This window comes from Duganella sp. GW821-FHT07G03 (genome assembly GCF_059418605.1).
The window spans coordinates 24,170-37,617 of sequence record NZ_JBWKQE010000026.1; the positions used below are offsets into that span (position 1 = coordinate 24,170).

At 64.3% G+C, this 13,448-nt stretch carries 7 protein-coding genes and 3 pseudogenes; 2 read left to right on the plus strand and 8 right to left on the minus strand.

Going from position 1 to position 13,448, the window contains the following annotated elements:
• Positions 1 to 70 precede the first annotated feature (70 nt).
• The gene (xth, locus tag AC07OK_RS25835) at positions 71 to 835 is read left to right on the plus strand and encodes an exodeoxyribonuclease III (protein WP_494692944.1); all 765 of its coding nucleotides are present in this window, start codon (positions 71 to 73) and stop codon (positions 833 to 835) included.
• Here xth and AC07OK_RS25840 read toward each other — a convergent pair whose 3' ends face one another.
• From AC07OK_RS25840 to prpB, 8 genes and pseudogenes are all read right to left on the minus strand, one after another.
• A complete protein-coding gene (locus tag AC07OK_RS25840) occupies positions 836 to 4,474 on the minus strand; it encodes a sensor domain-containing protein (protein WP_494692945.1) in 3,639 nt (1,212 codons plus the stop codon).
• 178 nt (positions 4,475 to 4,652) lie between these two features.
• Positions 4,653 to 5,311, minus strand: a pseudogene (locus AC07OK_RS25845) (sodium:solute symporter family transporter); the annotation flags it as partial.
• A 49-nt stretch (positions 5,312 to 5,360) separates the two neighbouring features.
• Positions 5,361 to 5,447, minus strand: a pseudogene (locus tag AC07OK_RS25850) (hypothetical protein); the annotation flags it as partial.
• 4 nt (positions 5,448 to 5,451) lie between these two features.
• Positions 5,452 to 5,676, minus strand: a pseudogene (locus AC07OK_RS25855) (AMP-binding protein); the annotation flags it as partial.
• Positions 5,677 to 5,766: 90 nt separating this feature from the next.
• Positions 5,767 to 6,957, minus strand: coding sequence for a 2-methylaconitate cis-trans isomerase PrpF (gene prpF, locus AC07OK_RS25860; RefSeq protein ID WP_494692946.1), 1,191 nt, complete (start codon positions 6,955 to 6,957; stop codon positions 5,767 to 5,769).
• A 2-nt stretch (positions 6,958 to 6,959) separates the two neighbouring features.
• A complete protein-coding gene (acnD, locus tag AC07OK_RS25865) occupies positions 6,960 to 9,557 on the minus strand; it encodes a Fe/S-dependent 2-methylisocitrate dehydratase AcnD (RefSeq protein ID WP_494692947.1) in 2,598 nt (865 codons plus the stop codon).
• A complete protein-coding gene (prpC, locus tag AC07OK_RS25870) occupies positions 9,557 to 10,702 on the minus strand; it encodes a bifunctional 2-methylcitrate synthase/citrate synthase (RefSeq protein ID WP_494692948.1) in 1,146 nt (381 codons plus the stop codon). Before prpC ends, acnD begins: the two co-directional genes overlap by 1 nt.
• Positions 10,703 to 10,718: 16 nt before the next feature.
• On the minus strand, positions 10,719 to 11,618 hold the full coding sequence (prpB, locus tag AC07OK_RS25875) for a methylisocitrate lyase (RefSeq protein WP_494692949.1): 900 nt from the start codon (positions 11,616 to 11,618) through the stop codon (positions 10,719 to 10,721).
• Positions 11,619 to 11,770: 152 nt separating this feature from the next.
• On the opposite strand from prpB, the gene prpR reads away from it, so the two are divergent.
• Entirely contained in the window at positions 11,771 to 13,438 is a 1,668-nt protein-coding gene (prpR, locus tag AC07OK_RS25880) for a propionate catabolism operon regulatory protein PrpR (protein ID WP_494692950.1), read from the plus strand.
• The last annotated feature ends 10 nt before the right edge of the window (positions 13,439 to 13,448 follow it).

Sequence of the window (13,448 nt, forward strand, 5' to 3'; positions counted from 1 at the left end):
ATCAAGATGCTGTAAGATTCGCTGATATAGGCTAGCGCCTCCCCCAAAACCCGCAAGGACACTGACTCAGATGAAAATAGCCACATGGAATGTTAACTCACTCAACGTTCGCCTGACGCACGTCTTGAAATGGCTAGAGGAGAACCCCATCGATGTCCTCTGTATTCAAGAAACAAAATTAACAGATGACAAGTTTCCGGTGGCCGCCATCGAGGCTGCCGGCTACCACGTCGCCTACAGCGGCCAGAAGACCTACAACGGCGTGGCCATCCTGTCCAAACTGCCGATCGCCGACGTGATCAAGAACAATCCGCGCTATGAAGATCCGCAGCAGCGCATCCTGGCCGCGACCATCGACGGCGTGCGCGTGGTGTGCGCCTACGTGCCTAACGGCCAAAGCGTCGACTCCGACAAATACGAGTACAAACTGGGCTGGCTGTCGTCCTTCCACGACTGGATCAAGGAAGAAGCCGCACTGCATCCGCAACTGGCGGTGCTGGGCGACTACAACATCGCGCCGGAAGACCGCGACGTCCACGATCCGGCCGCGTGGGCCGGCCAGGTGCTGGTGTCCGACAAGGAACGCGCCGCCCTCACCCGCTTGCTCGACATCGGCCTGACCGATTCCTACCGCCTGTTCGAGCAGCCGGAAAAATCGTTCAGCTGGTGGGACTACCGCGCGCTGGGCTTCCGCCTCAACAAAGGCCTGCGCATCGACCACATCCTGCTGTCGCCGGCGCTGGTGGCCCGTTGCAGCGCCTGCGTGATCGACCGCGCGCCGCGCAAATGGGAACAGCCGTCCGACCACGCTCCGGTGATCGCCACGCTGGATTAACTAGAGCCTTGGCAGCAGCAGCTGGGCCGTCGCGTGCGGCACCGGCTGCGAGAACAGATAGCCCTGCGCGTACTGGCAGCCATTGCGCTGCAGGAGCGCGTACTGGCCTTCGGTCTCCACGCCCTCCGCCACCACCGACAGCTGCAGGCTGTCCGACAGCGCGATGATCGCCGCCACAATCGCGCGGTCTTCCGCGCTCTCTTCCAATTCCTTGATGAAGGCGCGGTCGATCTTGATCTTCTTGACCGGGAAGCGCTTCAGGTAGGCCAGGCTCGAATAGCCGGTGCCGAAATCGTCGATCGACAAACGGATGCCCATGGCGTTGATCTGGCCCAGGATGTCCAGCGTCTGCTCGCCGTGCTGCATCAGCGCCGTCTCGGTGATCTCGAATTCGATCAATGACGGATCGATGCCGGTCTCGTCGAGGATGGCGCGGATCGACTCGATCAAGCCGCGATGCATGAACTGGCGCGGCGACAGGTTCACCGCCAGCGGCACCGGCGCCAGCCCGGCGCGCTGCCACGCCATGCTTTGCTTGCAAGCCTGGCGTATCACCCACTCGCCGATCGGCACGATCAGGCCGTTCTCCTCGATGATGGGGATGAAGTGGTCCGGCAGCACCAGCTCGCCGTCCCCGCGGCGCCAGCGCAGCAGCACCTCCATCGTATGCAGGCGGCGCGTGCCGATGTCCATGATGGGCTGGAAGTGCAGCTCGAACTCGTCCTGCGCCAGCGCGCCGCGCAGGCTGGACTCCAGCTCGAAGTGCGCCGCCGCCGTCTGGTTCATCGCCTCTTTGAAGTACTGGTAATTGTTCCTGCCGCTGGCCTTGGCGTGGTACATGGCGGCGTCGGCGTGGCGCATCAGCGTCTCGACGTCGCCGCCGTCGTCCGGATACACGCAGATGCCGATCGACGGCGTGATGTGCAGGTTGCGGCCTTCGAGCGGGAAGCTGTCCGACAGCGCCTCGATGATCTTCTCCGCCACGTGGCTGGCCTCCTCCGACGAACGGATGCCCGGCACCAGCACCACGAACTCGTCGCCGCCCAGGCGGGCCACGGTGTCGCTGGCGCGCACCGCGCGGCACAGACGGCTCGCCACTTCCTTCAGCAGCTGGTCGCCGGTCATGTGGCCCAGCGAATCATTGATGGTCTTGAAGCGATCCAGGTCGATGAACATCACCGCCAGCCGGCGTTCGGAACGCTGCGCCGCCAGCATGGCGCGGTCCAGCCGGTCCGACAACAGCGCGCGGTTCGGCAGGCCGGTCAGGCTGTCGTGGTAGGCCATGTGGTGCACGCGCGCCTCGGCCTGGCGGCGTTCGACGATCTCGCCTTGCAGCAGCGCATTGGCGCCGGCCAGCTCGGCGGTACGCTCCAGCACCCGCACTTCCAGGTCGTCGCGTGCGCGGCTGACCGCTTCGGCCGCCTCGCGCCGCTCGGTGATGTCGTCCACCAGCCATACCGAACGCCCGGTGGCCTGCGCCAGGTCGAACGGCCGGCCGGACAGGCGACCCCAGAACGTGCTGCCGTCCTTGCGCACCAGCTGGTACTCGGAGGCGTGCACGCGGCCGGCGTGGAAGTCGTCGGCGGTGGCGGCGCGCGCCGCTTCCCACGCATCCTTGTCGGCATAGAAGGCCTGCACGCTCAACTGGTTCATCTCGCCGGGCGCGTAGCCGAACAATTCCTCCATCTTGGTGTTGCAGCGCAGGTTGCGGCCATGCTCCACCACCGAGATGCCCAGCACCGCGCTGTCCAGGATGGCCTGGTTTTCCAGCAGCGCGTTGCGCAGCGATTCCTCGGCGTTCTTTTGCTCGGTGCGGTCCTCGATCACCCAGATCGTGCCCTGGGTCGGGTCGTCGGGATTGACCACGTAGCCGATCAGCTGCGCCCACATCAAGGTGTCGTCGGAGCGCCGCATCTCCATCTCGATCTGGAACGGCTTGCCGACCGACAGGAAGGGATAGGCCTGCGCGCCCAGCTTGTCGTAGGACTCCTGCGACGGATACAGCGCGCGGCCGGGCAGGCCCAGGCCGGCGTCGCCCTCGTAGCGGAACATCTCGGCGAAGCCGCGGTTGTAGCGCGTGATGACGCGATTCTTGGTGAACAGGATGCTCATCGAGGCATTGGTCATGATGGCCTCGACCTCCATCTGCGTCTGGCGCGTGCCGGTCACGTCCTCCAGGATCCAGATGGTGCCGCCTTCGCTGTGCGCGTCGTCCACCGCCTTGGCGCGCACGCGGCACCAGAACACGCTGCCGTCCTTGCGTTTGAACTCGTATTCCTTTTTCTCGAACGGCTGGCCGGTGCCCAGCAAGGGCGCGGCCTCGCGGCCGAATTCCTCGTAGCGCTCCTGCGACGGGAACACCATCGCCGATGGATGCCCCACCATTTCGTCGATGTGATAGCCGAACATCTCCGCCATGCGCGGATTACAGCTCAACATGACCTGCGCCTTGCTGAACAGGATGCCGACCGAGGCGTTGTCCAGGATCGCCTTCTGTTCCAGCAGCAGCTGGCGGGTCGCCTCTTCATGCCGCTTTTGCGCGCTGCGGTCGTCGAAGATCCAGATGGTGTCCTGCTGCGTGCGGCCCGGATTGATCACGTAGCCGAAAGCATGCGCCCAGAAGGTCGAGCCGTCCTGGCGCCGCATCTCCATCTCGGCCTGGTATGGTTTGCCGCGCGCCAGCAGCGGCCGCGCCTTGCGCACCACCGCGTCGAACGCTTCCTGCGACGGATACAGCGTCGACGTCAGCTGGCCGACGCCGCCATCGTCGTTGAAGCCGAAGAATTCGGCGAAGCGGTGGTTGTAGCGCAGGATGCGGTTATCGCGCTGGAAGCCGATTGCCAGCGGCGCGCTGTCCATGATGGCCTGCATCTCCAGCAGCGCGCGGCGCAGCTTCTCTTCGTCGATGCGGTGCTCGTTGATATCTTCCATGATCCACACCGTGCCTTCGGCGGTGTGGATAGGATCGATGGCGCGGCCGAACAGGCGGGCCCAGAACAGCGTGCCGTCCTTGCGGCGCATCTGCGCCTCCTGCATGAAGGACAAGCCCTGCGACAGCGGTGGACTGGCCTTGCGGCCCAAGTCGATGAAGTCCGCTTCGCTCGGATAGACCTTCACGCTGGACACTCCTTCCAGCTCCTGGCGACTGTAGCCCAGCATTTCGGCACAGCGGATATTGCACTCCTGGATAACCCCGTCCTTGGTGAACAGGATGCCGACGGCGGCGTTCTCCAGGATGGCCTGTTGCTCCAGCAGCGTCTTGCGCAAGGCGCGCTGGTCGCGCTCGACCGCGCTGATGTCGTGGAAGACGATGGTGCCGCCCGAGGCACCGGCTGGCAACGCCTTGGCCTTGGCCTGAACCGACAGATATTGTCCGTTCGCGCAAGTCAGGCAGCTGTCCCAGCGCATGCCAAAGGTCCCGGACAGCATGGCCGTATCGAGATGCTCGGCGCTGGCGGCACGCACGTGGCGCGCAAACAGCTCGATGACGGGCTGTCCGCAAGGGTCGGCCCCCAGCAAATCGATCAGTTCCCAATTGGCGGCCAATACTACGCCCTCATCGCTGTAGGCGCACGCGGGAACGCCGATCAGCGCCAGCGCATCCGCCACAAAATCAGGATTAGTCGAAGCTCGATTCATGTACACCAAAGGCACCCAAAAGAAGATGCCACCTCGCCCGTTACTTCTCGGCAGCATAGTTGGCAGATCATAAACCACATTGGGCGCATTAGCCATCGCGCGCGCAGAGCGGCGGCCCTAAAAACGACAATGCCCGGAGAGCCGGGCATTGTCGTCATCCGATCACTTGACAATTAGATCAGTGCGCGGCGGCTCCAGCGGCTCCGATACCGGTCTCGGAGCGCATCTCCTGCGCCTCGTAGCCGGCGCGGTCGACGCGTACGGGAACAGCGCGTCGGCATGACCCAGCACATCGACCCAGACCGATTTCGACACCACGGTCAGCACCACGGCGGTGGTCAGGCCGATAAAGCCGCCCATGGTGGCGCCGCGGGTGGTGCAGTTCTTCCACAACACCGACATGAACAGCACCGGGAAGTTGGCCGAAGCGGCGATGGCGAAGGCCATGAAGGTGGCGCCGCCGAGCAGCATCACCTCCTTGATGATCTGCACCCAGGTGGTGGCGGCCATGCCGCCGAACAGCACGTAGATCATCATCAGCGAGCCGACCAGCGCCACCGCGATCCAGTACTCAAGACCGAACAGCAGTTTGATCAGCTGCCCCGCGCCGACCATCTGCGCGATCAGGTAGAAAGCCACCACCACCAGCGTGCCGGAGGCGGAGAAGATGCGGATCGGCGCCTGCTTGAAGCGGTAGGCGGCGACGTCGGCAAACGTAAAGCGGCCCAGGTTGCGCAGGCGCTCCGCCATCAGGAAGGTGATCACCGGCCAGCCGACCAGGAAGCCGATGGCGTAGATCAGGCCATCGTAACCGTTCAGGAAGACCGCAGCGGAGATGGCCGGTTTCGGTCTGCCAGTAGTTGTCGATGATGGGCACGCGCAGCTCGTCGTGTATCCATTGCGACGTGGTCTCGTCCAGCGGTTCGCCGGCCAGGTACAGGGTGCGCAGCGACGACAGGTCGTACTTGCGCATGAACTCCGGCCACCACCGAGTGGATCGCGCCGATGCGGGCGCAGGCCAGCATTGCAAACGCTGCTTCGGCGATCATCGGCATGTAGATCAACACGCGATCGCCACGGCCGACGCCCAGCGCCAGCATCATCGCGGCGCAGCGTTCGACCTCGGTGCGCAGTTCGTTGAGCGAGTAGCTACGCTCCGTATTGGTTTCGGTGGAAATGGCGATCAGCGCGGGCTGGTCGCCCTGGCTGACGCACCAGCGGTTCAGGCGTGACGATAGAGCGCTGATAAAAATCAGCGTAATTCATTTCTCCTCCGTTATGGTGTGTTCAGCTTAGAACGTGTCGCCGGGGATGCGTACCCAACCTTCCATCAACACGCGGGCGCTGCGGCTCATGACCGCCTTGGTCACGCTCCACTCGCCGTTCTGCTGCGTCGCTTCCGCGCCAACCCGCAAGGTGCCGGATGGGTGGCCGAAGCGCACCGCATCGCGCGCGCCGCCGCCCGCTGCCAGGTTCACCAGCGTACCCGGTATCGCCGCAGCGGTACCGATAGCCACGGCGGCCGTGCCCATCATCGCGTGGTGCAGCTTCCCCATCGACATCGCGCGTACCAGCAGGTCAACGTCGGTGGCGGCGACCTGTTTTCCGCTGGACGAGGTGTACGGCGCCGGCTTGGCGACGAAGGCCACCTTGGGTGTGTGCTGGCGCGTGGCCGCATCGTCGATGTGCTTGATGAGGCCCATGCGCAACGCACCGTGGGCGCGTATCAGTTCGAAGCGTGCCAGCGCTTTTGGATCGCTGTTGATGGCATCCTGCAGTTCGGTGCCGAGGTAGCCGATATCTTCCGCGTTAACGAAGATGGTCGGGATGCCGGCGTTGATCATAGTCGCCTTCATCGTGCCGACGCCGGGCACGACCAGCTCATCGACCAGTTGACCGGTCGGGAACATGGAGCCTCCAGCGCCCTCTTCTTCCGCCGCCGGGTCCATGAATTCCAGCTGGACTTCGGCTGCTGGGAAGGTGACGCCGTCGAGTTCAAAGTCGCCGGTCTCCTGTACTTCGTCGTTGGTGATCGGTACGTGGGCGATGATGGTCTTGCCGATATTGGCCTGCCATACACGCACCACGGCCATGCCGTCGCGCGGAATGCGGTCTGCGTCCACCAGACCGCCGCTGATGGCGAAGGCACCAACCGCAGCGGACAGGTTGCCGCAATTGCCGCTCCAGTCGACGAAGGCCTTGTCGATGGAGACCTGGCCGAACAGGTAGTCGACATCGTGATCCGGCTTGCTGCTCTTGGACAGGATCACCGACTTGCTGGTGCTGGAGGTGGCGCCGCCCATGCCGTCGATCTGCTTGCCGTAGGGGTCAGGGCTGCCGATCACGCGCAGCAGCAAGGCGTCGCGCGCGGCGCCCGGCTGCTGTGCCGCTGCCGGCAGATCCTGCAAGCGGAAGAACACGCCCTTGCTGGTGCCGCCACGCATATACGTGGCGGGGATCTTGATTTGCGGTGTATGAGCCATGATCAGGCTGCCTTCACGGATTCGAGGAAGTCCTGGGCGAAGCGCTGCAGCACGCCGCCCGCTTCGTAGATCGACACTTCTTCCGCCGTATCCAGACGGCAGATCACCGGCACTTCGACGCGCTCGCCGTTGCGGCGGTTGACCACCAGCGTCAACGTCGAACGCGGGGTGCGCTCGCCGATCACGTCGTAGCTCTCGGTGCCGTCCAGCGCCAGCGTCAGGCGGTTCACGCCAGGCAGGAACTCCAGCGGCAGCACGCCCATGCCCACCAGGTTGGTGCGGTGGATGCGCTCGAAGCCTTCGGCCACGATCGCCTCCACGCCCGCCAGACGCACGCCCTTGGCCGCCCAGTCGCGCGACGAGCCCTGGCCATAGTCGGCGCCGGCGATCACGATCAGCGACTGCTTGCGCTCCATGTAGGTCTCGATAGCTTCCCACATGCGGGTGACTTTGCCTTCCGGCTCCACGCGCGCCAGCGAACCGGCTTTGACCTTGCCGTCGGCGTCGCGCACCATCTCGTTCTTCAACGTCGGGTTGGCGAAAGTGGCGCGTTGCGCGGTCAGGTGGTCGCCGCGATGGGTGGCGTAGGAATTGAAGTCCTCTTCCGGCAGGCCCATTTTCGCCAGGTACTCGCCAGCCGCGCTATTGAGCATGATGGCGTTCGACGGCGACAGGTGATCGGTGGTGATGTTATCGCCCAGGACCGCCAGCGGCAGCATGCCTTTCAGCGGACGAGCGCCAGCCAGCGCGCCTTCCCAGTACGGTGGACGGCGGATGTAGGTGGTCTGCGGACGCCAGTCGTACAGCGGCTTCACTTTGATGCCGTCGTCTTCCTGCTTGGCGAACATCGGGATGTAGACCTTGTTGAACTGCGCCGGTTTGACGCTGGACGCGACCAGCGCGTCGATCTCTTCGTCGGTCGGCCAGATGTCCTTCAGCGTGACCGGCTGGCCTTTGCTGTCGATGCCCAGCACATCTTTTTCGATATCGAAGCGGATCGTTCCGGCGATGGCGTAGGCCACCACCAGCGGTGGCGAAGCCAGGAAGGCCTGCTTGGCGTATGGATGGATGCGGCCATCGAAGTTGCGGTTACCCGACAACACGGCGGTGGCGTACAGGTCGCGATCGATCACTTCCTTCTGGATCACCGGATCGAGCGCACCGGACATGCCGTTGCAGGTGGTGCAGGCGTAAGCGACCACGCCGAAGCCCAGCTGCTCCAGCTCAGGCATCAGGCCCGCTTCCTCCAGATACAGCGTCACGGTCTTGGAGCCGGGAGCCAGCGAGCTTTTCACCCATGGCTTGCGGGTCAGGCCGCGCGCGTTGGCGTTACGGGCCAGCAGGCCTGCGGCGACCATGTTGCGCGGGTTGTTGGTGTTGGTGCAGCTGGTGATGGCGGCGATGATGACCGCGCCGTCAGGCATCAGGCCAGGCTCGTTCTCCACCACGCCGCTGATGCCGCGCGCGGCCAGCTCGGAGGTCGGCACGCGGTTGTGCGGGTTCGACGGACCGGCGATGGTGCGAACCACCGTCGACAAGTCGAACTTCAGCACGCGCTCGTATTCGGCGGTCTTCAGGGCTTCGCCCCACAGGCCGGTTTCTTTCGCATAGGTCTCCACCAGCTTGACCAGTTCATCATCGCGGCCGGTCAGCTTGAGGTACTTGATGGTTTGCTCATCGATGTAGAACATCGCTGCGGTGGAGCCGTATTCCGGCGCCATGTTGGAGATCGTCGCGCGGTCGCCCAGGGTCAGGTGCGAAGCGCCTTCGCCGAAGAACTCCAGGTAGGACGACACGACCTTCTGCTTGCGCAGGAATTCGGTCAGCGCCAGCACGGTGTCGGTGGCGGTGATGCCGGCTTGCGGCTTGCCCGTCAGCTCAACGCCGATGATGTCCGGCAGGCGCATCCACGAGGCGCGGCCCAGCATGACGCTCTCCGCTTCCAGGCCGCCGACGCCGATGGCGATCACGCCCAGCGCATCGACCATCGGAGTGTGCGAATCGGTGCCGACCAGCGTATCCGGGAAGGCCACGCCGTCCACCGATTGAATCACCGGCGACATGCGCTCCAGGTTGATCTGGTGCAGGATGCCGTTACCCGGCGGGATCACGTCGACGTTCTTGAACGCCTTCTTGGTCCAGTTGATGAAGTCGAAACGGTCTTCGTTGCGACGGTCCTCGATGGCGCGGTTCTTGTTGAAGGCGTCGGGATCGAAGCCGCCGCATTCGACCGCCAGCGAGTGGTCAACCACCAGCTGGGTCGGCACCACCGGATTGACCAGCGCGGGATCGCCGCCTTGCAGCGCGATCGCGTCGCGCAGGCCGGCCAGGTCGACCAATGCGGTCTGGCCGAGAATATCGTGGCACACCACGCGCGCAGGGAACCACGGGAAGTCCAGGTCGCGCTTGCGCTCGATCAGCTGCGACAGCGAGGCGTTGAGCGTCGCCGGATCGCAGCGGCGCACCAGGTTTTCAGCCAGTACGCGCGAGGTGTACGGCAGCTTGGCCCAGGCGCCAGCCTGGATCGCGTCGACAGCGGCGCGCGCGTCGAAGTAATCGAGCTTGGTGCCAGGCAGGGGTTTGCGGAATTGGGTGTTCATTATTTGCGGTCCTTGATCGGGACGAACTTCAGGTCCTCAGGACCGACGTAGTTCGCGCTTGGACGAATGATCTTGTTGTCGATGCGCTGTTCGATGATGTGCGCGGCCCAGCCGGACGTGCGCGAGATGACGAACAGCGGCGTGAACATCGCGGTCGGCACGCCCATCATGTGGTACGACACGGCCGAGAACCAGTCCAGGTTCGGGAACATCTTCTTGATGTCCCACATCACGGTTTCCAGGCGTTCGGCGATGTCGAACATCTTCATCGAGCCGGCTTCCTGCGACAGCTTGCGCGCCACTTCCTTGATGACGACGTTGCGCGGATCGGAGATGGTGTACACCGGATGGCCGAAGCCGATCACGACTTCCTTGTTGGCGACGCGGTTGCGGATGTCCGCTTCGGCTTCGTCGGCGTTTTCGTAGCGCTTCTGGATCTCGAAGGCGAATTCGTTGGCGCCGCCGTGCTTAGGGCCGCGCAGCGCGCCGATCGCGCCGGTGATGGCGGAGTGGATGTCCGAACCCGTGCCGGCGATGACGCGGCTGGCGAAGGTGGAGGCGTTGAACTCGTGTTCCGCGTACAGGATCAGCGAGGTGTGCATCGCCTGGACCCAGCTCTCGGATGGCTTCTCGCCATGCAGCAGGTGCAGGAAGTGGCCACCGATGGAGTCGTCGTCGGTTTCCACGTCGATGCGCTTGCCGTTATGGCTGAAGTGGTACCAGTACAGCAGCATCGAACCGAAGGAAGCCATCAGGCGGTCGGCGATGTCGCGCGCGCCTGGTGCGTTGTGGTCGTCCTTTTCCGGCAGCGTGCAGCCGAGGACCGAGACGCCGGTGCGCATCACGTCCATCGGGTGCGCCGATGCGGGCAGTGCTTCCAGCGCGGACTTCAGCGCTTGCGGCAGGCCGCGCAGCGAACGCAGTTTGGATTTGTAGCCTTTCAGCTCGGCGGCGGTCGGCAGCTTGCCGTGTACCAGCAGGTAGGCGATTTCCTCGAACTCGCAGGTGCTGGCGACGTCCAGGATGTCGTAGCCGCGGTAATGCAGGTCGTTGCCGGTTTTGCCGACGGAGCACAGTGCGGTATTACCAGCGGTGACGCCGGACAGGGCGACGGATTTTTTTGGTTTGAAAGTAGCTTCGGTCATTTTATAGGTCTCCTGATTATTTCTTTTGTGCGGAATGTTGAGCCGCAAACAGTGCATCCAGCTTCTGCTCGAAGCTGTGGTAGTTGATGCGTTCATACAGTTCGGCGCGGGTTTGCATGGTGTCGACCACGTTCTGCTGCGTGCCGTCGCGGCGGATCGCGCCGTAGACGTTTTCCGCAGCCTTGTTCATGGCGCGGAAGGCGGACAACGGATACAGCACCAGGCCCACATCGGCGCCGCGCAGTTCGTCCACGGTGAACAGCGGCGTTGAGCCGAATTCGGTGATGTTGGCCAGTACCGGCACCTTGACGGCGGCGGCGAATTTTTTATACATATCGAGGCTGATCATCGCTTCCGGGAAGATCATGTCGGCGCCGGCTTCCACGCAGGCCACGGCGCGTTCGATCGCGGCGTCCAGTCCTTCGACGGCCAGCGCATCGGTGCGGGCCATGATGACGAAGTTCTCATCGGTGCGCGCATCGACGGCGGCGGCGATGCGGTCGACCATTTCCTGCTTGGAGACGATCTCCTTGCCCGGACGATGGCCGCAGCGCTTGGCGCCGACCTGGTCTTCGATGTGCATCGCGGCGGCGCCGAACTTGATCATCGACTTGACGGTGCGCGCCACGTTGAAGGCGGAGGCGCCGAAGCCGGTGTCGACGTCGACCAACAGCGGCAGGTCGCACACGTCGGTGATGCGGCGCACGTCGGTCAGCACGTCGTCCAGGCTGGAAATGCCCAGGTCCGGAAGGCCGAGCGAACCCGCCGCCACGCCGCCACCCGACAGGTAGATCGCCTTGAAGCCGGCGCGCTTGGCCAGCAGGGCGTGATTGGCGTTGATCGCGCCGACCACCTGCAATGGGGATTCTTCTTGGACGGCTTTGCGGAACGCGGCGCCTGCGGAGTATTGGCTCATGTTAGACCTTTCAATGTTGCAGTGAAGTTGGGGTATCTAGTGCAAGGGGCGTGCCAGACCATCACCCTATATAAATCAAACATTTACGTATTTCCAATATTTCAACGACGTTTCAATTTGAAACAACGAAACAGATGAACTACAATTGAAACATGCGCCACTCCACTCCCCTGCCCTTCGATGCCAACGACAAACCGGTGATCTGGACGGTATCCGTCTCGCGTCTGTACGACCTGTTCCGCGACATCACGCTGGAATACGACGACCTGGCCACCATCGAACCGATCAACCTCGGCTTCGACGAGGCCGCGCGCCATATCCGCGAGCGCATGGCCACCGAGCGTTGCGACGCCGTCATCGCCGCCGGCTCCAACGCGGCCTACTTGAAGGGCCGGCTGTCGGTGCCGGTGGTGATCGCCAAGTTCAGTGGCTTCGACGTGATGCAGGCGTTGGCGCGGGCGCGCCGCATATCGGAACGCATCGGCATTGTCACCTACCAGGAGCGCCTGCCGGAGCTGGCCGAATTTGCCGGCACCTTCGGCTTCGATGTCGAACAGCGCACCTACGCGACAGAGGAAGACGCACGCGCCCAGATCAACGACCTGAAAGCGGCCGGCATCAAGGCCATCGTCGGCGCCGGCCTGATTACCGACCTGGCCGAGGAGGCGGGATTGACCGGCGTATTCGTCTACTCCGCCGCCTCGATCCGCCACGCCTTCGACGATGCGCTGGAGATGGCGCGGCTGACGCAACTCGAATCGAACCGCAGCCGCACGCGCGGCGCCGTGGTGGCCGACACGCTGCGCGCCAAGCACGGCATCAACGACCTGCGCGGCGATTCCGAGGCGATGGAGGCGCTCCGCCAGTCCGTGGTGCTGTATGCGAAATCGCCGGCGACCGTGCTGATACAAGGCGAAACCGGCTGCGGCAAGGAGCTGGTGGCGCAGGCCATCCATCGCGAGAGCCCGCGTACGCTGGGCCAGAACCGGCCCTTCGTCGCCGTCAATTGCGGCGCGATTGCGGAATCGCTGCTGGAGTCCGAACTATTCGGTCACGAGGAAGGCGCCTTCACCGGCGCGCGGCGCGGCGGCCACGCGGGGCTGTTCGAAGCGGCCAACCGCGGCACGCTGTTCCTCGACGAGATAGGCGAAATGCCGTTGACGCTGCAAACCCGTTTGCTGCGCGTGCTGGAGGAACGCGAGGTGGTGCGGGTGGGCGGCACGCGGCCGATCGCCGTCAACGTGCGCATCATCAGCGCCACCCACTGCGATCTTGAGCAGCGCGTGCGCGAAGGCAGCTTCCGCGCCGACCTGTTTTACCGGCTGGCGGTGCTGCGCCTGTCGCTGCCGCCATTGCGCGCGCGGCAGGAAGACGTGATGACGCTGGCCGAATGGTCGCTGAAGAACGCACTGGCCTCGCTGGGCGCGCGCCCGCATCCCAACCTGCACGCCGAGATGGCGACCTGCGCTCCGCTGCTGCAACGCTACGACTGGCCCGGCAACGTGCGCGAACTGCGCAACCTGACCGAGCGCCTGGCGCTGTTCCTGGCCGCCGAGCCCCTGCAGGCCTTGACCCCGCCCTTCGTCCTCAGCGTGGCGCCGGAACTGGCGACGCGCACCAGCGCCCTGCCCGGCGCCGGTGCGCAAGCCATCGGCTTGGCAGCCGGCGCGCCGCCACTGGCGCTTGCGCCGCCCCGCGCGCCCTCCGAAAGCGTCACCGATGTGCTGGCCCGCTTTGGCGGCCGGCGTGACGCCGCCGCCGATTATCTCGGCATCAGCCGCACCACGCTGTGGCGCAAGCTGCGCGCCGAAGCCGGTTAGGAAGGCGGTA

Excerpts from the sequence above, each read along its gene's own strand:
- xth (WP_494692944.1), top strand. The coding sequence starts at position 71 with ATGAAAATAGCCACATGGAATGTTAACTCACTCAACGTTCGCCTGACG.
- AC07OK_RS25840 (WP_494692945.1), bottom strand. The coding sequence starts at position 4,474 with ATGAATCGAGCTTCGACTAATCCTGATTTTGTGGCGGATGCGCTGGCG.
- prpF (WP_494692946.1), bottom strand. The coding sequence starts at position 6,957 with ATGGCTCATACACCGCAAATCAAGATCCCCGCCACGTATATGCGTGGC.
- acnD (WP_494692947.1), bottom strand. The coding sequence starts at position 9,557 with ATGAACACCCAATTCCGCAAACCCCTGCCTGGCACCAAGCTCGATTAC.
- prpC (WP_494692948.1), bottom strand. The coding sequence starts at position 10,702 with ATGACCGAAGCTACTTTCAAACCAAAAAAATCCGTCGCCCTGTCCGGC.
- prpB (WP_494692949.1), bottom strand. The coding sequence starts at position 11,618 with ATGAGCCAATACTCCGCAGGCGCCGCGTTCCGCAAAGCCGTCCAAGAA.
- prpR (WP_494692950.1), top strand. The coding sequence starts at position 11,771 with ATGCGCCACTCCACTCCCCTGCCCTTCGATGCCAACGACAAACCGGTG.